At 49.3% G+C, this 19884-nt stretch carries 12 protein-coding genes and 3 tRNA genes; 2 read left to right on the top strand and 13 right to left on the bottom strand.

Features of this window, described 5'->3' with window-relative positions:
* Nucleotides 1-13 precede the first annotated feature (13 nt).
* The 5 genes from B5E82_RS14155 to B5E82_RS14130 all read right to left on the bottom strand — a co-directional run bounded on the left by B5E82_RS14155 (nt 14) and on the right by B5E82_RS14130 (nt 7923).
* Nucleotides 14-2938, bottom strand: a complete 2925-nt coding sequence (locus tag B5E82_RS14155) for an insulinase family protein (RefSeq protein WP_087308196.1) — start codon at nt 2936-2938, stop codon at nt 14-16.
* A gap of 308 nt (nt 2939-3246) precedes the next feature.
* A complete protein-coding gene (locus B5E82_RS14145; RefSeq protein ID WP_087308194.1) occupies nt 3247-4281 on the bottom strand; it encodes an Rpn family recombination-promoting nuclease/putative transposase in 1035 nt (344 codons plus the stop codon).
* A gap of 356 nt (nt 4282-4637) precedes the next feature.
* Nucleotides 4638-6020: a vWA domain-containing protein gene (locus B5E82_RS14140; protein WP_087308193.1), complete on the bottom strand. Its 1383-nt coding sequence runs from the start codon at nt 6018-6020 to the stop codon at nt 4638-4640.
* A gap of 127 nt (nt 6021-6147) precedes the next feature.
* Entirely contained in the window at nt 6148-7635 is a 1488-nt protein-coding gene (gene xylB, locus B5E82_RS14135) for a xylulokinase (RefSeq protein ID WP_087308192.1), read from the bottom strand.
* Between the two features lie 204 nt (nt 7636-7839).
* Nucleotides 7840-7923, bottom strand: a tRNA-Leu gene (locus tag B5E82_RS14130).
* A gap of 151 nt (nt 7924-8074) precedes the next feature.
* Here B5E82_RS14130 and B5E82_RS14125 point away from each other — a divergent pair.
* Nucleotides 8075-8157, top strand: a tRNA-Leu gene (locus tag B5E82_RS14125).
* A 123-nt stretch (nt 8158-8280) separates the two neighbouring features.
* A tRNA-Leu gene (locus B5E82_RS14120) sits at nt 8281-8363 on the top strand.
* Between the two features lie 46 nt (nt 8364-8409).
* Here B5E82_RS14120 and B5E82_RS14115 read toward each other — a convergent pair.
* The 8 genes from B5E82_RS14115 to B5E82_RS14080 form a co-directional block, all read right to left on the bottom strand.
* Nucleotides 8410-8751, bottom strand: coding sequence for a helix-turn-helix domain-containing protein (locus B5E82_RS14115; RefSeq protein WP_087308191.1), 342 nt, complete (start codon nt 8749-8751; stop codon nt 8410-8412).
* Between the two features lie 202 nt (nt 8752-8953).
* The gene (locus B5E82_RS14110) at nt 8954-12787 is read right to left on the bottom strand and encodes a vWA domain-containing protein (RefSeq protein WP_087308190.1); all 3834 of its coding nucleotides are present in this window, start codon (nt 12785-12787) and stop codon (nt 8954-8956) included.
* 80 nt (nt 12788-12867) lie between these two features.
* On the bottom strand, nt 12868-13824 hold the full coding sequence (locus B5E82_RS14105; protein ID WP_162610788.1) for a site-specific integrase: 957 nt from the start codon (nt 13822-13824) through the stop codon (nt 12868-12870).
* A gap of 298 nt (nt 13825-14122) precedes the next feature.
* On the bottom strand, nt 14123-15172 hold the full coding sequence (locus tag B5E82_RS14100) for an L-threonylcarbamoyladenylate synthase (RefSeq protein ID WP_087308188.1): 1050 nt from the start codon (nt 15170-15172) through the stop codon (nt 14123-14125).
* A 154-nt stretch (nt 15173-15326) separates the two neighbouring features.
* Nucleotides 15327-15959, bottom strand: a complete 633-nt coding sequence (gene nrdG / locus B5E82_RS14095; RefSeq protein ID WP_087308187.1) for an anaerobic ribonucleoside-triphosphate reductase activating protein — start codon at nt 15957-15959, stop codon at nt 15327-15329.
* A complete protein-coding gene (gene nrdD, locus B5E82_RS14090; protein WP_087308210.1) occupies nt 15949-16104 on the bottom strand; it encodes an anaerobic ribonucleoside-triphosphate reductase in 156 nt (51 codons plus the stop codon). The genes nrdG and nrdD overlap by 11 nt, the downstream gene beginning before the upstream one ends.
* A gap of 171 nt (nt 16105-16275) precedes the next feature.
* Entirely contained in the window at nt 16276-18594 is a 2319-nt protein-coding gene (locus B5E82_RS14085; RefSeq protein WP_087308186.1) for an anaerobic ribonucleoside triphosphate reductase, read from the bottom strand.
* A gap of 102 nt (nt 18595-18696) precedes the next feature.
* Nucleotides 18697-19875: an iron-containing alcohol dehydrogenase gene (locus B5E82_RS14080; protein WP_087308185.1), complete on the bottom strand. Its 1179-nt coding sequence runs from the start codon at nt 19873-19875 to the stop codon at nt 18697-18699.
* Nucleotides 19876-19884: the final 9 nt, after the last annotated feature.

Below are 19884 nucleotides of genomic sequence, written 5' to 3'. Positions count from 1 at the left end.
GTATCCTTTCTTCTCAGTGGAACAGGCTTTCCAGCGTTCCAAACATGTCCTTCTGCTCTTCCAGCTTCTCCTCGTTTCCAATAACGCAAAGACAGTTCTGTGAAAGAACAGCCTTCAGATAAGGCGCAAGTGCGCGGATCTCCGCGCAGCCGCAGGAGAGCACCTCATCCCGCTCCTTCTGTACATCCTCGAAAGCAAGTCCGGTCATCCACGCACTCATGGAGCGTGCTCCTTTCGCGTTCGGGGTCAGCGGCGTATCCATGGAACTGATGGTTCCGATGATATATTTCGTCATATCACGGTCAGAGACTTCAAAATTCTCCGTATAATCCACGCTCTTCTCAAAAATCTCATTGGTCTTTTCCAGGTTCGGGTCCCGGTAAGATACCAGATAAGCGCTTCCGGTGCGGGTGTAATTGTTCATACAGCCGTAGGCTCCGCCCTTGACACGGATGTTGTTCCACAGATAATCATAGCTCATGATAACGCGCAGAACTTTCAGCGCTCCCGTATACGGCAGTCCTGCCTTCCGGAAGTTTCCTGCCCGGCATACATACTGAATCTGCGCTGAAGTCTTTAAGCCCTCATTCTTCTTCTCCGGCACAATCGTCCAGGCAGGCGCTTTGCTGCCGCCGTTCTGATACAGTTCTGTCTTCAGGATTTCCACCTGCTCTGTCAGCGCGTCCAGGCTCTTTCTCTCTGCCGTATAGCCTGCAATCAGGTTTTCCGGCCGGAACAGTACGGCGGCCAGTTCGATAAGCTTCGCGGAGACCTCTGCCTGTCTCTCCTCAAATTCCGCGTCCAGCTCCTCCATAAAATGATAGAAATCCACGCCGCCTGTCCTATCTGAAAAGGCCGCGCTTGCGGAGAAATAGGACATGGCGCGCAGGGCTGCCATGGAATGTCCTGATGTCTGGAAGGCCATCTGCAGTCTGGACTTTGTCTCAGACACAATCTCCCTGAGTCTCTTGGGATCGTCCATTTTGGAAGTCCGGAGCATTTCGCGCATCATGGAAAACGCCACGGGCAGTTCCTCATACAGCGCCTTGCTGTGCACTTCAAATACAGCCGTATAGCGGTCTGTCTCCCTGACATCGTCATAACTGCCCACACTGCAGGAGATTCCGCCTGTATGCAGATTCAGCTCTTTGGCAAACTCTCCGTAAGTGTAGTTTTCCGTATCTACTTTTCCAAGCACAGCCTTCAGAAGGCCCAGATAGGGAATCATCTCCTGTGGGATGCTGTCTGCCCGGAAAATCAGATTCACATAACCGATTCCGTTTGTAAACAGATCGTGGTACACGACCTTCACGCCGCCTGCCTCATGTTCCTCATTCTGGAACGGCAGGGCCTTCTTATCAATATCCTCCCGCTCAAGAAGCGGAATTTTTTCCAGATCCTCCTGGGGAGAGAGCTCGCTCTGGTATTCTTTCAGATGCTTTGTAAAATCCACGATCCGCTTCCGCTCTTCCGCCGTAAGCCCCTCTTTATAAGCCGCCAGTTTCTTTTTCAGCTTTTCATCCTGAAGCGCGGTCAGACCTCTCTTCGGACGGATAATCACCAGAGAGCCATGGGGATTCTCCAGCAGATATTTCACAATCAGTCCCTCAAAATATCCCTCCGCCACCTGCTCCTTCAGGAACGCAAAGGTATCCAGGGCCTCCAGATGGAGAAACGCAGAATCATCCTTATAAAGCCAGCTGTCAAAGGCCTGCAGCCCATACATCAGGCCGGCAGGATAATTTCCGAAATCAGCCTCCCGGTAACGGAATTCAAAATAGTTGATGCCTGCCCGCAGAGCTTTCTCATCCAGCCCTTCGGCCGCCAGGCGGGCCAGCGTGGTCTCGATGGTTTCCACAAAAGCTTCTTTCTGGTCCTCATTTGCATTTTTTGCAATGATGGAAAAAATCGGCTGCTTTACTCCATTGTCATAAGAGCTCATGATATCGTGGCCGATTCCGGCGTCCAGAAGCGCCTGCTTCAGCGGCGCTCCCGGCATGGAAAGAAGCACATACTCCAGTACCTGCATTCCCAGATACAGCTTCTCATCCAGAGTATCTCCCACCGATTTATTGTAGGACAGATAGGTATTGTCTTCCTCGCTCTCCTCCGCGGAAATGGAGTAATCCTTCACCACCTCTGCCATCTTCTCAAAAGGCGCCTGGGTGCGCACTTCCGAATCAATGGGCAGATAATCGTATTTGGAAAGATAGTTCTCATCCAGCCAGGTCAGCTTCTCCGCCATGTCGCAGTCTCCGTACAGGTAGATGTAGCTGTTGGACGGATGATAATAACGGCTGTGGAAATCCAGAAACTCGCTGTAAGAAAGCTCCGGGATAGCCTCCGGATCTCCTCCGGACTCATTTGCGTAAGTGGTATCCGGGTAAAGAGAGCTTAAAATCTCCCGCTCCAGCACTCCCTCCGGGGAGGAGAATGCTCCCTTCATCTCATTGTAAACCACGCCGTTCAGCGTCAGCTCGTCGTCCTCGGACTCCATCTCATAATGCCAGCCCTCCTGACGGAAGATCTCTTCCTTTTCATAAATATTCGGATAGAATACCGCGTCCATATACACATGAATCAGATTCTGAAAATCTTTGTCATTGCAGCTGGCTACCGGATATACCGTCTTATCCGGGTAGGTCATGGCGTTCAGGAAGGTATTCAGGGAACCCTTCGCCAGTTCCACAAAGGGGTCCTTCACCGGGAACTCCCTGGAACCGCAGAGCACCGAATGCTCCATAATATGCGGCACGCCTGTATCATCAGGCGCAGGCGTCCGGAAACCGATATAGAACACCTTATTATTGTCTTCATTGGAAAGCAGGCAGATCTTTGCGCCTGTTTTCTTATGCTTCAGGTAATAACCTGTGGAATTCAATTCCGCGATTTCACGCTTTTCTATCAGTTCATATGCCTGTAATTCTTCTACTGTCATAGCTCTCTCCTGTCTTTTTTATTTGCCTCCATAGGTTCTGTTCCGGAAACGCAGAACTTCCGGCTCCGGGAAGCCTTCTGTTCCGAAACCGCAGAACTTCTGACTCCGGAAATAATTCTGCTTTAAAAACCCGGAGATACAGCCAGGGGCAAAAAAACGCCGCTGCGCCCTGCCCCTGGAAGTCTGTGGCATCTGCCACATAGTATATCACTTTTTTCCTCTGTTTAAAAGCAGAAAACAGAAGTTACTGCCTGCTTGAAAATCAGAAAGTTTATGGTTCCCTGCGTTTACCGTTATCCGAAATGTACTTATGTCTGCAGATTCGCCTGAACGCAGAACTGCTCCAGACTTTCTGCCTTCGCCGCCAGCTTCGCCCATGTTTTCAGTACCTCCAAGTCCTGCTCGGCTATAATTCTGGACTTCAGCTTATCTGATACCGTTCCCAGCTCCCCGAGAAACTCCAGTATGAGTTCCCTGGCTCCTTCTGCTTTTCCTTCCGCTTTTCCTTCTGCCCTGCTTATCCGCCGGGTTTCCTGCACGTCATATGCCTCAAAACTATCAAACAGCATCTGAAATTCGCCTCCTTTGATCTGATCCGTGAACTGCTCCACTTCTTTGCGGGGCACATTCAGGCGGTACAGAAAGACAGCTATGATTTTGCTGATCAGCTCCAGCAGATACTCCGGCGTCTTGTCGGACAGCTCATCAAAATATTCTGCCGGGATTCCCTGAAGACTCTTAAAATCTTCTGATTTTCTCAGCTTGTTAATCAGCATAATCAATGACAGCTCGTCTTTCTTTTCTATCAGTTCCTCATTCGTATAAGAAGCCACCGGCACCACAAGATATTCGAAATCCGGTATGTACTGCCCCAGTATCTCATTCAGATAGACCCGTTCTTTAAAATTCCGCGCCGCAGTCCAGCGGTTCGTTCCTTCATAATATACAATCGGCAGAATCGGCGGATACCGGAACTCCTTCGTCCGGGTGATACCCGGCCTCTTCTTTTCCTCTTCTCTTTCGTAATCCGTCAGCACCATGACCATGTAGCGCAGCAGCTTAAACGCCATGTCATAATGCACTTTTGACTGATGTTCCACAATAGCAATCAGAAATAAATCACAGTCTTTGAGGCGTACTCTCTTGACCGAATCGGAATCCCGCCCTTCCTGCCACATAGGCAGAAACCGTTCTGAGATATCTTCGATGTCCTCCGGCTGCACGTCTTTCAGAAGCTCAATATTTGTGTAGCCGCGCAGAAACTGTGCACACAGAATAGGATCATCAAAAATGAGCTTCGCACCATTGTCATGAATTTTCGTGTTGTTCCGTCCTGTTTTCATAGCCTTTCCTCCTTTTTGAGGAAATATGAAAAGCGGACCTCTGCTGCTGATTTTATTATAGCAAGCATGCCAGAGAATGACAACGAAAATCCCTTTTCATATCTCCGCATTATTTTGTTTTGTTTCTGGGGAATTTTGATTTCAGATCGAAATCAGGAAATTTTATCCTGTGTGAAAATACCACCAGCGGAAAGCGAATTTTCTCCGCTGATGGTATGATCTTATACATCATTTTGCTTTTCGTCAAGCATTTTCTGTTGCCGGTACTATTTATAAGGCACACGACAGGACTCGATAGAGTCTGAGGGCAGACATGGCCTGCCCTCAACTCTCTTCTTTTCTGCTTTTTGATATTTTTATACGACAATCACCGAATCACAGCACCGAAAATCTGTGTCAATCGTATGCGCGATCACCCGGGCCTTTAAGTTTCTGTCCGAACACATCATGCCGGGAATTCCGCATGATACATTCAGATCTTCCGGCAGTACAAATTTGATACATTTCACCTGCACATCCCGGCAGCCGGGATACTGATGGGCCGGAATCGTGATTGTCTTGAGACCTCTCTGGTGCTCTGTCCCATTGCAGTCTACCTCGGTCAGGATGACCGCCAGCGCCACCCGCCTGTTCGGACAGACATTTTTCACTGTCACATCCAGCTGGACGATCCGTCCCTGAGATTCCAGACAGGCGTCTCCCAGATCAATCACAAGAGAATCCTGACATCCTCTCACTGTCAGTTCCACCGGCACAGGGCACGGTTCAGGTGTGACTGTAATCCCACAGTCTACTCTCACAGACGGCTCCGGGAAGGTAACCGCGTTTCCTTCCGTATCCGAATAGGCGATCGACTGGTTGACCAGTTTCGTTCCCCCATTCTGGCCAATATGCCTAATGAAAAATTCCAGCGACGCTCCCTCGTTTCCGGAAACACCCAGCTCGGAGATTTTCCACTGCAGCGTATTGGAATCAAGCATCATGGCCGTTCCTCTGTTAGGCGGAATCACACTGATAATGTTGAAATCCGGATTTACGATTTCATCAATCACAATATTGGTTGCGCCCGGTTTCGAGATATTTGCCGCAAGATCCGCAAACAAATCCTCCAGTTCCGCGTCGTCCGGCGTGACCGCCACATGAAAAGCGTCCGGATCTGTCGCCCAGTCATTGAGCACATTTACGTCGATACCGTCCGCCCCAATCAGCCCGATACAGTAAATAATGATTCCCGAAGCTCTCGCTGCTGCCGCCACCGGAGCCGGAGGAATCCCCGCTGTGGTTTTTCCGTCCGTAAACATCACGATTACCTTTGCATTCGAAGAAGCCGGGTCGAAAAGCTGTACAGCCTTTGCGAAAGCATCCGCATGGTTCGTGGAACCGCCCGCTGCAAGAGCGTCCACAGCAGTTTTCAGAACCGCCACGGATGTAATGAGCTGAGTATCTGCCACAGCTGTATCGGCAAAACTCACAATGCCGATACGGCTGCCTGAGCCGATTGTCCCATCCTGGGAGCTGTCCGTCGCCTCGTCAATAATGTCGATAAAGGTTTTCGCTCCTGTCTTCATATTGGCCAGCGGACTTCCCGCCATACTGCCCGAGCGGTCCAGCACAAGCACGATATCCGTCGGATTTGACGAAATGTCCGGCGCAGCCGCGAGAGCCAGCGTCACCTTTAAGGTTCCCTCACAGTCTATCTGTGTCACATCTATCTGTTTGTTTGAGTTTGTAATACTCATAACGATACCTCCATATAAATAGAATGAGGATTCTCTCCTCATTCTATCATATGTCCAATATCAGAAAATGGTACTTGCCGGATTGTCTTTTTAAAGCTATGAATCCTCTGTCCTGTGTCCGCCGGATTTAAAGCTTTGACAGCTGCTCATAAAGCGGCAGCATACAGGTATAAGCCTCATCAAATACGGGTTTCAGTTTCTCATAAACCTGCTGATTTTCCTTATTGGGTTCCACCTGCTTTTCAAACTTCAGGAAACGTCTGATCTCCTCAAAACCGTCGAACACGCCGACTCCGACTCCCGCGATCACAGCGGCTCCGATGGCAGTGGCTGCTTCCACGCAGTCCGGCATCTGGAAACGGACTCCCAGTACGTCCGCAAGAATCTGCGCTACAATCTGGCCCTTTGCTCCTCCTCCGGTCAGATTCATCGTCTCTATTTTGGCCTGTTTCCTGTATGCCTTCAGAATCAGCTCCATGTTCATGGCGATGCCTTCTATCACCGCCCGCACATAATCCTTTTTTTCATGCTCAGGCTTGATCCCCAGAAAGGCCGCGCTCGTATTCGGATTCCACCTGGGGCTTCTCTCCCCCAGCAGGTACGGCAGGAAAATCAGATTCTCAGCCCCCGCCGGCGATTTTTCAATCAGTGCGTTCAGCTTTTCATAAGGCATATCATCGCAGAGGGCATGACGAATATATGAGTAAGAGCTGCCCGCCGCCTGCATAGTTCCGCAGGGCATATATTTTCCCGGAATCACATGAGCAAAGCAGAAAACAGTCTTATCTTCATCGATAAACGGTTCTGTGGTCGTACCGCCGATCCAGGCTGACGTCCCGAAGGTCAGATAGAATTCTCCATCACGGATACATGCAGCTCCCACCGCGGAAACCGGACCGTCGCCGCCGCCGCAGACTACCGGCGTTCCGGCCGGAAGTCCGATCTCTCCCGCCACACGTTCCTGAATATATCCCGCAACGTCTGTGGATTTCTTAAGCTCTGGCAGCTTATCTTTATCAATATCCGCCGCCTTCAGGATCTCGTCAGACCATTCCAGTTTTCTCAGGTTCAGGGCCTGAGTCCCGGAAGCGTCCGAATAGTCCGTCACAAAATTTCCGGTTGCTCTCTGAATAATATAATCCTTGGCCTGAAGCATCTTATAGGTCTTCTTATACACCTCCGGCTCATGCTTCTTCAGCCACATCAGCTTCTCGATGCTGTAGCTTGCGCTGACTCTGTGTCCCGTAATCCGGTAAATGCGATCCGCCCCCAGCTCTTTTTCCAGATGCTTCGCTTCCTTAACCGCCCTCTGGTCGGCCCAGATCATGGAATTGCGCAGCGGTCTTCCGTGCTTATCCACCGGCAGACAGCCCTGCATCTGCGCGCTGAAGGACATGGCCGCCACCTTGTTTTCGTCCTCTCCTTCCAGAACAGCTCTGGTAGCCTCACAGACAGCATCCCACCAGTTCTCCGGGTCCTGCTCCGCATAATTTCCGTTAAAAAAATGCACATCATATGACGCTGTATAACTCCTTATCAGTCTGCCGTCCGTCGTAAACAATGTGGCCTTATCCCCCGATGTACCCAAATCATGTGATATCAGAAACTGCTCCATTTGCTCTCCTCCTTGTCACTCTTCTCCTGCGCCGCCGCAGCGTTTCTTTTTCTGTTTTTAATTATACTGCGCGTTTTTTAAGCGCGCAAGATTAGATGGAAAATCCCTCTGAGTTCCGTGGGAAAGCTCCCGGGATTCAAAGCACAAAAAAATCGCTGTACTTATTCAGAAATCTGATAAATACAACGATTCTCGAATGTTCAATGCGGAAGATGGGACTTGAACCCACACGGCACGAATGCCACAAGATCCTTAGTCTTGCTCGTCTGCCAGTTCCGACACTTCCGCATCTGTTTTATCTGCGCCGTTCTCAGCGCGCTCATATATAGTATCATCTTCACTCTGAAAAGTCAAGCTGTTTTTTCAAAAAAAAAGTTTTCGCAAATGTTAAAAAAAGTGTTGACATTTTACCTGAAGTTCGATAGAATACTATTTGTTCGCAGGAGTGGCGGAATGGCAGACGCGCAGGCTTCAGGTGCCTGTAGTCGCAAGGCTGTGTGGGTTCAAGTCCCATCTCCTGCACTGGAAAAACTCTTCCGGAAATGCCGAAGAGTTTTTCTATGTCACGAGTATCTCGAAGAATCGGATAAACCGTTTTTCAGGTATTTCTGACAGAACATTTTAATATTTATATCTACTGTTTACGCAGGAGTGGCGGAATGGCAGACGCGCAGGCTTCAGGTGCCTGTAGTCGCAAGGCTGTGTGGGTTCAAGTCCCATCTCCTGCATGACAAAACAAAAGGAGTTGTGCTTACAGCTCCTTTTTGTTTTTCATTATTCTGACAGATAAATCCGCAGAAGCTCTATGGCTTTCTTTCGTTTCTTTTCTCCGCAGTTCCCCAGATAAAACAGAATGCTGCTCGAATCCTCAGTCAGTTCCTCTCTGTCATTTCTCCCAAAAACAAGATAATCCAGCGTGATCCCAAGGCAGCCGGCTATATCAATCATGGTATCCAGTGACATTCCGCAGTAACCGCGCTCTATATCTGCATAATATTTTTCTGTTTTTCCTATCTGAGAAGCCAGCTCCTGCCTGGAGATACCCAGTTCTTTTCTGCGGCCCCGGATTCTCCTGCCGACCGCCAGTTTGTCATAAATCTGTTTTGCCTGATACATTGCTTTCGTTCCTTTATCTCCTGTTTCCTGTTATCTGTGCCATATATCCGTAAATTGAACGCAAAGAAGGAACCGCCGCGGGGAAAGATATCTTTTCCCCCGCAGCAGCTCCGTTTTCAGACTACTGTCTGACAAACATCTTCCTATTTAATATGCTCTTTTAATATGCTCTTTTAATATGCTCTGTTTCACTTCATCAGCTTCAGCTTCTTTTTCTTCTGTAAACAACAAGGCATACTGTCAGTGCTGCTGCCGCAATGACAACCACTGCTATCGGAAGCAGAAGATTGGTGTTATCTCCGGTCTGCGCGCTTGTCACAGTCTGGCTGCTGGATGAGCCGCTTCCAGAAGAGCTTCCTCCGCCGGTGCTGCCGCCTCCATTACTGCCGTCTCCCTGATTTCCAGAAGCAACCTGCTTATTTGTAATCGTAACGCTGCCGGTCGGCGCGCTTTCAGATACCGTTACCATGCTTCCCTCGATACCGATCTGATAGCCGAAGCTCTCGCCTCCGGTGATGACATTTCCATTCTTATCGGTCTCGGTCACATAGTAGCTGCGGCTGCTTCCGTCTGCAGGAGCCTCTACTGTCACAGATACGGTTACCTGGCTGGTACCATTCAGCTTCAGTTCTACCACGTCGCCGAATCTGTTCGTGAACTGCGGATCTGTGAAGACTGCCGCATAGAAGGTTGCGTTTACATTTGTGGCTGCTCCGCTACTGTTCTGCACCTTCTTGGTGATGTTGATGGTAGCGGGATGATCCACTACGGTGTAGCTGACGGTAGGTTTGTTAAATTCTTCTGACGCACCTTCATTTCCTTTACTGTCAACCGGAAACAGCGTTGCGCTGTTATTGGTATACAGTCCTTCATATCCTTGCGAGCCATCTTTATCATATTTTCCATATGAACCAGTCTCTGTCTTTGGATTATTCAGACGTACAGTATAAGTTAATTGTACCGCGCTATCAATCGTCACCGGCACATTAATATTCCATACGAAATGCTCTTCTTCTGCGCCATTTCCTTTCACATATGTAACAACAAACGGATATGTTTTTCCATCTGAGCTTCCGTTTGACGCACCAAATCCATAAGTATTGGAATCAATCTGCACTGCAGGCAGTTCTGCTCCTCCGACTGTCAGTTTTATCTTATCCAACTCATTTACAAAATCAAAGTTGTAGTCGTTCTCTACATAACCCATGTAGTCTTCTACACGACTGCCAGCATCCAAAAGATGAATAACCTCATTCGCTATGGATTCAAATACATTGGACAGTTCTCCTTCTTCACCGCCAAAACCGGGTTTGGAAATCTTATAGTAAGAAACTCCTTCCTGCTCTCCTACCCAGTCGCAGAAGTTTTCGCCATATTGATATACTATATTGCCTTCATACTTGTCTGTACCAAAAGCAACCATTTTGACATTATACTGTCCAAGAATATTATCCTGCAAATATTTTGCCGTCATATACGACGCTTTTTGGATATTAGTATAACGGCATTCATCTTGGTTAATATTTTCACCTGTATCGCTGATCTGTTTCCACTCATTAGAATCAGTTGCCCAATCTGTTGCTGATAAAATCTCCTCCATAGACATTACAGTCATTGCATTATTAGAGCCTTCCGGTTCTGTTCCAGCTGGCATTCGTCCCAGTTCTGTTACACCATCTTTGGCATAACTAATTAATGTTTTGCTGGTAGCTTCTCCATTTTCCATCCAGTAAATCGGAATACCGTCACTCATTACTACCAGATGTTTCTCCGTAGCTGTTCCTGCATCCAGCATTTCCTTACCAGCCATCAATCCAGCCACCATATTCGTATCTTCTGACGCTGTAATACTATTAATAGCTTCTCTTGCAGCATCAACAGAGACCAGTCCATCAGTCAACTTATGAGCTGTCTTATCAAAGGTTACAATTCCAATGTTTGTTTCTACATTTGTCTTTTCAGCAAGCTGATCACAAAGTACATTCGCAGCATTCTTTACTTCTTGAATATCAACGTCCTTCATACTGCTGGAAACATCGATAACCATAACAATATCTACTGCAGGCTTTACATCTGCGGCAGGAAGCGACAACGTTACCTGTGATTCATAATTGCTGTCCAGATTTGTGGCTGTTTTGGATTTGGAAGTATCCCATTCTATGGGATCTGTATCTGGTTCGTCTCCCGAATTCTCAACTCCATGTGCAGCCTTTAATGCCGCCTGCCCAGTGATTGTATAATTCTGTTCCTGCAATTTTTCAGCATGATACGGCTCTATATGAGCCTCCCAACGTTGTCCCTCACTGTCATCATACCAGCCATCGATAGCATCTGTGCAGTCAGGATCTCCATCCAACATCCACCCAGTACCAATGCTACTCATCATAATAGTTCCAGTACTGTCATTATATACATCATCGCCTGCAATCGATGCGTGATTATTATATAATACAGTATTATTCGGGATATTGATTTGTCCTAAATTCCAGATTCCTCCACCAGTTGTTGTCAATCTTGCCCCACTGGATGCTGAATCTGTTGGATATCCATGATCTCCATCTGTAAGTTTTCCGTTTCCTGTAATCGTCAAAGCGGCTCCTTCTTTGACATTTAAACTAGCATTCGTTGAATTTAAGTAAATACCAATACAATAATTATCAGTGATATTCACTGAAGCTGAAGCTTCTATTTCTGTTTTTCCGCTCAGGCGAAGTGCTCCCTGACCAGAAAGATTGTTCCATCCATTTCCAGTTATCTCTGCTTCTGATGTACCATCCATTTTCATGTCACCAGAAACAGCAATTCCACAATATCCATTATTACGAATATATAATTTGGAATTTTGTACATCTAAAGTAGTACTGGACAAACCGTGCCCTGCATTGTTTTCATATATAATAGTCGAATTGATAAATGTATCTTTTCCACCATTTGAAGCATTAGCTGTACAGTTTTTTACTGATAATGTCGAGTCTTGAACCAAGATTTCCGGGCTATTAGCATATCCTCTATTAGCGCCATCAATACTTAACATGGAACCTTCTGTCACACTAATATGAACATTTCCGCTTTTGCCACACTGAATTCCATCACCTGTTACTCCTTTAGTATTTTTCCCCGCAATATTAAGCTGAGAGTTGTTGCTTATATTAATTTCGCATTCTCCACTTTCATTGCCGTAAAATGCACAATGTACTTTCTGGCTACTGTCAAAGGAAATATTAAAAACTGTATTATTAATCAAGTTTAAACTAGAACCACTTCCCAAGCAAAAAATCAGCCATCCCCAAGTGTTTCCACTATTCATTGTGTCTGCGCTAATATCTACTATACAATTATCAAAGGTAAGTTCACTATCACTTATTAAATTAAAATCATAATTATTTGAAGATAAAGTATGTCCATTGCCCTTGATTGTAAAACTTTTTGCTATGTATTTGTGAGATCCAACTTCTACATCCGCCAATAATTCAATAGTTTCACCATCTTTGACTGCACTAAATGCTTTATCAAAAGAGTCATATTCGATTTCGCCAATTCTACAGATTGCTTCTGTTTCTGTTACCGGCAAGATATCTGCCTCGGCCTTCTCTTCCTCAGTCGGTTCTCCAACCTCAGTTCCTTCACCATCTCCTGCTGCGTTAGACGGCTGCTGCTGATCCTGGTTCTGGCCCTGATCTTGGTTCTGATCCTGATTCTGGTCCTGATCAACCGGCGGTGCCTGTCCGTCTTCCTCTGTTCCTGTTCCCTCTGACGGGTTTCCCGGCTGCTCGCCATCTACTTCACCCACAGCGGCGTCTTCTCCATCCTGTCCCGTCTCTGTTGTCTCCCCTGTTGTCTCGTCCTTGGAATCTTCCGGCTGCTGTTCTTCCTGCTTTTCTGCATTCGTCTCATCCTGCAGTTCAGTTCCTGTCGGTGTTTCAGACTGAACCGAAGGAGCTGACAACGCGCTCTCCTGCGCAGAGGCAGCAAAGCCTGTCTGCGCAATGAGAACGACTGCCAAAAACAGCGCCATGAACTTTTTCATCCTGTTCATTTTTTCCTCCTTATATACACCTTTTTTCTGGAGGAATTCATAGAATTTTGGTATACTTTTAAAACAATTTCATAGAATACCTAATTCTGTGATAACGGGACGATCTTATTCATCTGCAGCTGCTTATATTCAAACGAAGAATGGAAATAATATTCCATAGTGATTTTGATATCAAAATGTCCCAGAATTTCGCTCAGCGTCTTCATATCCCACCCGAGGGTCACGCATCTGGTGGCGAAGGTATGGCGCAGGCAGTGAAAATTCAGGTAGGGCACGCCAATCTGTTCCAGCATCTTTTTGTAATGATACTGAAGAGTTCTGGGCTCCATCGGGCGCTCCGTATCGTTGGTCAGCAGATAGGCTCCTTTTTCTCCTCGCGGAAAATGCTTCAGATATTCCAGAAGGAAGGCCGGGATCGGGAGCAGACGCTGCGACGCGGCGCTTTTGGGATGCGACACCAGAAGCTGCGTGTGCCTTTCTCCGTTTTCTCCGGAGATTTTCAGCCGCTGGACTGTCTTATTCACATACAGAGAGGCTGTCTCAAAGCTGATATCGCTCCACTGCAGCGCGCAGATTTCTCCGATTCTCAGACCGAGGAACAGGGCCAGCATAACAGCCAGGGAATAGGCGTCCGGATGCTTCAGAATGTAATCTTCTATCTTCTTCTGGTGCTCCTGGGAAAAGACCTTAACCACGCGCCGGGACCTGGTGAGACCGGGCTTGATATAATACTTCTGATCCAGGGCGCGGGAAGTGTAGGCGTAATCCAGCGTATTATTTAAAATCATAAAAATCGTTCTCCGGTTTCCATCTGACAGAAGTCTTCTGGCGGTATTTTCTTTCTGGCTGATAGTCGTGTAAAAGCGTTCCAGACTGCTGTGATCCAGTTCCCGACATGCCATGGATTGAAAGAATGGCAGAATATAATTTCTGGCCAGCTGCTCATACTTTACATAAGTGGATCGGGCAACCCGGTATTCTACTGTGCCAAGCCATTCGTCTACAAGTCCATATACCTCTTTTTCCATGTTCATCATTTTTTCCTCCTGTCTGGTTTTCAACAGTTCCGCCATACCGCCTTTCTACGGATCGGCAGTATACGTTCTGACAGAATATGAACAGTATAGCTGAACTGTTATGATTTTCTAAATTTTTTCTTAATTTCTCATTGATTTTTCCTACCGTGTATTGTAGAATTTAAGAGGGTTTTCATAGTATTAGGTATTCTTCGAACAAATCCAAATACTGTAATTTTTCATATTTTAAGCACAAAAAAAAGCTGCTGCTTCCGCAGATTGTCAAAATCCGCATAAGCAACAGCTGTTTTTTTATACTTTATACGTGAATCATTTTATGCCCTGCCGCCTTCAGAAGCCGGTTCATAATCGCCGGTCCGATGGACGCTTCCTCAAAAGATTCCGAATAAATGCAGTCAACATCCGTTTCATCAAACTGGCGGAGCGCGTCAAACAGATGCATGGCGATCTCTTCCTCGTGTTTTCTCTGGCCCAGACTCAGCACCAGCCCTTCCGGATAACGTCCGGCAGTCTCGTCGGTGGCGAGAATCCCTGCCTTCTTTCCCTCTTTCCGGTCTGCTTCCACCCGGCGGCTGATCTCGGCGATCACTGCCTCTGTAGGTCCTTCCACGATCATCAGATCCGCCCGGGGCGCGTAATGACGGTATTTCATGCCGGGAGCCTTAGGCTTCACTCCCGAATCGGGAGCAATGATGGCTTTGTCTACCTCCAGCGGTCCGATCTGCTCTTCCATCTTCTCTTTTGTAACGTAACCCGGACGCAGAATCACCGGAGGCTCCACAGTCATATCTACAATCGTGGATTCCAGGCCTATGACGGCCTGTCCGCCGTCCAGGATCATCTCGATGCGTCCGGACAGATCCTCCTCTACATGGGCTGCCGTGGTCGTGCTGGGCCTGCCGGACACGTTGGCGCTGGGCGCCGCCACAAAGCCGCCTGCCGCCCGGATAAAGGCTGCCGCAATACTGTCGCTTGGCATCCTTACAGCCACTGTATCCAGGCCGCCTGTGGTGGCCTCCGGAACCAGTTCCTTCTTATAAAAAATCATGGTGAGCGGTCCCGGCCAGAAAGCTTCCATCAGTTTTTCTGCTTTTTCCGGTACTTCTCTGGCTATCCGGTACAAGTCCTGCTTTTCTGCGATATGAACGATCAGCGGATTGTCCGAAGGTCTTCCCTTGGCCGCATATATCTTTTTTGAGGACTCCGGATTCAGAGCGTCGCCGCCCAGCCCGTAAACTGTCTCCGTGGGGAAAGCCACAAGACCTCCTTTTTGAATGATAGTCCCTGCTTCTTCTATGATTTGCTCGTCTATCTGGTCATAATCCAGCCTTCTGATCTGTGTCTCCATCTTTTTCACTCCGTCTTTTCTATGTCCCGTTTTTTCACGTCCCGCTTTTTCATGTCCTGTTTCGTGTCATGTCCTGTCTCTCATCATGCTCTGTCTCTTGTCATGCTCTGTCTCTTGCCATGCTCTTCCGGGTAAATCACGCAAAATCAGGGACTCACCAGAGTCCCTGACAGTAGTCGTCCTGATACAGTACCACTGTACCATGTTCTCTTGTCTTTTTCAAGTCTATCACCCGCTGATTTGCGCTCCCCCGGTAAAGAAGCGTCAGATCCCGCTGTTCTTCCACAAAAGGCCCATCCACCAGAAGGTCTGAAAGCTCCAGCAGTTCCAGCACCGCCGGACGCCTTTTCCCCATTTCCAGAAGCTGTTCATAGGTATAACCGGAATAAACCATCAGCTCTTTCCCCATGGCCCGTATCCTCCGGCCAAGCTCACACAGAGCTTCCGGCTGGCAGAAGGGCTCTCCTCCTGAAAAGGTCACTCCGGACAGCAGCGGATTGGAACGGATCTCTTCCAGAATCTTTTCTGTATCCGCCCTGCTGCCGCCGGCAAAATCATGAGTCTGAGGATTGTGGCAACCGGGGCAGTGATGGGGGCATCCCTGCACAAATACCGTATAGCGGATACCCGGACCGTCTACGATAGAATCCTCCACAGTTCCGGCAAGCCAGAGTACGGCTTTCGAGGCTGCCGCTTCTGCCCTGCCGGTTTCCGACCCGCCGGCTTCCGCCCTGTCCGTTTCCGCCCCATATACTTCCGCCGTGTCTTCTTTTAAATCAAAGTCCATGCTTTACCCGGTCACGCTCCTCTGCCCTCTTCGCGTCGTTGAAACGGTCGGTGGTTCCCACCAGATATCCGGTGATTCTGCGGATACGGTCAAATTTCACATTTTCTCCTACCATTCCGTTGTTCGGCAATACTCTTCCAATCATGTCATATCCTCCTTCATTCCTGCTGCTTTTCTGCTTTTTGTTTATCTGTATGCGCGCCGCCGGAAACCGGCCGGAGCCGCGCCTGCATTCTGTCATTTCATGCCGGAAATCCTGCTCCTCTGCCGCTTTTGAACGGCAGCTTCCAGACCTTCGGCAGTTCATCCCCGGCCCTCAGTGAGTCGGGTCCGCATATACCGGCGTATCCGGGTATTTTCTGCGGAGCTCCCGCAGTTTTTCCACCGGGACCGCCTCTCCTTCTCTTCGTCCGCACCGTGGGCATACCTCATCGATCACCCCTGTGTAACCGCAGACCGGGTCGCGGTCAACCGGGTGGTTGACAGAACCGTAGCCCACGCCCGCTTCCTTCATGCAGCGGATCACCGCCTCAAAGGCCGCCGGATTCTTTGAAGTGTCGCCGTCCAGCTCCACATAGCTGATATGTCCTGCGTTGGTCAGCGCGTGATAGGGCGCTTCCAGCCGGATCTTGTCAAAGGCCCGGATGGGATAATACACCGGAATATGGAAGGAATTCGTATAATATTCCCTGTCGGTGATTCCGGGAAGCTCGCCGAACCGCTTCTTATCGATGCGCACGAACCTGCCGGAAAGTCCCTCCGCCGGGGTGGCCAGCAGGGTGAAATTAAGACCTGTCTCCTCAGATTTTTCATCCATCCGCTTCCGCATATGGCCGATGATCTCCAGACCCAGCTTCTGGCTCTCCGGGCTTTCTCCGTGATGCTTCCCAGTCAACGCCACCAGCGTCTCCGCAAGCCCGATAAAGCCTACGCTCAAAGTCCCGTGCTTCAGCACCTCCGCCACCGAATCGTCCACGTCCAGCTTATCCGAATCCAGCCAGATGCCCTGTCCCATCAGGAAGGGATAATTGCGCACCTTCTTTCTGCACTGAATGGAGAACCGGTGCAGAAGCTGGCGGCAGGCCAGATCTATCATCTTATCCAGACTCTCATAAAACGCCTGGATATCTCCATGGGCTTTGATGCCAAGGCGGGGCAGATTGATGGACACGAAACTTAAATTTCCCCGGCCGCAGGTCACTTCTCTGGAAGGATCGTAGTGATTGCCCATGACGCGGGTCCGGCAGCCCATGTAAGCCACCTCCGTGTTGTAATCTCCTTCCTTATAATACTGAAGATTAAAAGGCGCGTCCAGGAAGCTGAAATTGGGGAACAGCCTCTTTGCCGAGGTCCGCACTGCCAGCCGGAACAGGTCGTAGTTCGGATCTCCGGGATTGTAGTTGACACCTTCCTTCACCTTGAATATCTGCACCGGGAAAATGGGCGTCTCGCCATTTCCAAGGCCGGCGTCCGTGGCCAGCAGCAGATTTTTGATGACCATGCGGCCCTCCGGCGAGCAGTCTGTACCGTAGTTTACAGAACTGAAGGGCACCTGGGCTCCCGCCCTGGAATTCATGGTGTTCAGGTTGTGGATCAGGGCCTCCATGGACTGATAGGTCTCCCCTTCCGTCTCTTTCAGGGCCATATCCACCACCGTCCCATGAGCTTTCCGCATATCCTCCGCCAAAAGGACTCTCTCGCCGCAGAGAATATCTCCTCCATTTACCCAGTCTTCCAGTTTCTTTCCGTACTCGTCGGCCGTTCCCATGCGTACGCCGGTTCCCAGGGCATTTTTCATCGTATGTATGAATTCGGAAGCGGTCTCCGCGTCCACATCGAACTTGACCCGTGCATATTTTTCCATGGCCTTAAAATATTCCTTGCGGAACGTCCGGACCACACCTTCTGCCATAGCGTAATCAAAATTGGGGACCGACTGGCCTCCGTGCATTTCATTCTGGTTGGCCTGGATGGCAATGCAGGCCAGAGCCGCATAGCTTTTGATGGAATTGGGCTCCCGGATATAGCCGTGGCCGGTGCAGAACCCGTCCTTGAAAAGCTTGATCAGATCAATCTGACAGCAGGTCTCCGTCAGCATGTAGAAATCTTTATCATGAATATGGATGTCGCCGTTGATATGCGCCGCCGCAATGTCTTTCGGAAGAATGTAGTTGTCCACGAAATAATTGGCGCCTTCAGAACCGTATTTCAGCATGGTTCCCATGGCAGTGTCCGCGTCAATATTGGCGTTCTCCCGCTTCATGTCGGCGTCCGCCGCGCTGCTGAAGGTAAGTTCCTGGTAAATCTTTACCAGATCTGCTTCCGACTTGCGCACCTTCGTATGCTCTGCCCGGTACAGGATGTATGCCTTCGCCGTCTTCGCAAAGCCTCCTGCGATCAGCTTCTCCTCCACAATATCCTGAACCTGCTCCACTTCCGGTATGCTGTCCCTGGGAATCGCTGCGATGATCTCCTCGATCAGATCATGAAACTGCATGGGGGAGATTGCCTCCACCTGCGCCGCCTCGTTCGCCTTGCGGACCGCGTCCCGGATCTTCTGCGCGTCAAAGGGCACCTGCGTGCCGTTGCGTTTTTTGATAGTTTCCGGGTAATCTGTACCTTCTTTGCCGCCCATAAAAATATCCTCCCCTGTATACCAGATATAGTATCGTTCTTTTATCGCTATACTATATAAAGTATCACAGAGGAGGGTAAAATGCAATACTCTCTTTTGTTTTTATCTCGCCATCCGGTAGATTTCAGCCATATCCTTTCTGTCCAGCTTCTGTACGCCGCCGATGGTGCGCTTGTCCATATGGCTGCACTTGTAGGCCAGTTCTTCAATCTGCCCGTCGGTCAGTTCCACGCCCAGCTCGGAAATGCTCACCGGCATATGAATGGAACGGAAGAAATCCTCCATGGCTTCGATGCCTTCCAGAACCGTCCGCTCCGGATCTGCGTAGTCATAGGGAATACCCAGCACATCCACCGCCAGTTTGGCGAAACGGTCCACGTCGGATTTGTATACATAGCGGGCCCAGCTTCCCCACACAGCCGCAAGGCCTGCTCCGTGAGTCACGTCAAACATGCCTCCCAGCTCATGCTCCAGCTGATGGCAGGCCCAGTCGCCCGCGCGGCCGCAGCCGGTCAGTCCGTTGTGAGACAGGCTTCCCGCCCAGAACACCTCGGAACGCGCCTCATAGTTCTCCGGATCAGTCAGAAGCACTTTCGCCTGATGCATCACCGTCTTCAGCACGCCTTCCGCCAGATAGTCCGTCAGTTCCGTATCCTTTTCATGGGAAAACCATCTCTCCAGCGTGTGCATCATGATATCCACGCAGCCGCTCATGGTCTGATATTCCGGCAGCGTATAGGTAAGTTCCGGATTCATAATGGCAAAACGGGGACGGGAAAGATCACAGTTGCAGCCTCTCTTCAGCCAGCCGTCCTCGTTGGTAATCACAGAGGAATTGCTCATCTCGCTGCCCGTAGCTGCCAGAGTCAGCACCACTCCCACCGGAAGAGCATCTTGCGGGACACGGATTTTCGCGTAGAAATCCCATACGTCTCCTTCATCCTTCACTCCATAGGCAATGGCCTTCGCGGAATCGATGGCGCTTCCGCCGCCTACAGCCAGAATGAAATCCACGCCCTCCTTCCGGCAGAGCTCAATTCCTTCATATACCAGAGAAAGACGCGGATTCGGCACAGCGCCCCCAAGCTCCACGTGAGGTATCCCCGCCTGATCCAGTGAGGCAAGCACCCGGTCCAGCAGACCGCTGCGCTTCACACTGCCTGTCCCGTAATGGACAAGCACCTTCGTTCCCTTAAACTCCTTTACCAGGGCTCCTGCCTGATTTTCTGTTTCCTTTCCAAATACCACCTTTGTCGGTGTGTAATACTCAAATCCCTGCATAGAAATTCC

The sequence above is a fragment of the Lachnoclostridium sp. An138 genome, from assembly GCF_002160765.1.
Classification (GTDB): Bacteria; Bacillota; Clostridia; order Lachnospirales; family Lachnospiraceae; genus Laedolimicola; species Laedolimicola faecalis.
The sequence above is the reverse complement of the archived record's forward strand: the minus strand, read 5'-3'. Positions and strand labels throughout refer to the sequence as shown.

Bases quoted from the DNA above. Each gene is read 5' to 3' on its own strand.
- B5E82_RS14155 (WP_087308196.1), bottom strand. From the start codon at position 2,938: ATGACAGTAGAAGAATTACAGGCATATGAACTGATAGAAAAGCGTGAA.
- B5E82_RS14145 (WP_087308194.1), bottom strand. From the start codon at position 4,281: ATGAAAACAGGACGGAACAACACGAAAATTCATGACAATGGTGCGAAG.
- B5E82_RS14140 (WP_087308193.1), bottom strand. From the start codon at position 6,020: ATGAGTATTACAAACTCAAACAAACAGATAGATGTGACACAGATAGAC.
- xylB (WP_087308192.1), bottom strand. From the start codon at position 7,635: ATGGAGCAGTTTCTGATATCACATGATTTGGGTACATCGGGGGATAAG.
- B5E82_RS14115 (WP_087308191.1), bottom strand. From the start codon at position 8,751: ATGTATCAGGCAAAACAGATTTATGACAAACTGGCGGTCGGCAGGAGA.
- B5E82_RS14110 (WP_087308190.1), bottom strand. From the start codon at position 12,787: ATGAACAGGATGAAAAAGTTCATGGCGCTGTTTTTGGCAGTCGTTCTC.
- B5E82_RS14105 (WP_162610788.1), bottom strand. From the start codon at position 13,824: ATGATGAACATGGAAAAAGAGGTATATGGACTTGTAGACGAATGGCTT.
- B5E82_RS14100 (WP_087308188.1), bottom strand. From the start codon at position 15,172: ATGGAGACACAGATCAGAAGGCTGGATTATGACCAGATAGACGAGCAA.
- nrdG (WP_087308187.1), bottom strand. From the start codon at position 15,959: ATGGACTTTGATTTAAAAGAAGACACGGCGGAAGTATATGGGGCGGAA.
- nrdD (WP_087308210.1), bottom strand. From the start codon at position 16,104: ATGATTGGAAGAGTATTGCCGAACAACGGAATGGTAGGAGAAAATGTG.
- B5E82_RS14085 (WP_087308186.1), bottom strand. From the start codon at position 18,594: ATGGGCGGCAAAGAAGGTACAGATTACCCGGAAACTATCAAAAAACGC.
- B5E82_RS14080 (WP_087308185.1), bottom strand. From the start codon at position 19,875: ATGCAGGGATTTGAGTATTACACACCGACAAAGGTGGTATTTGGAAAG.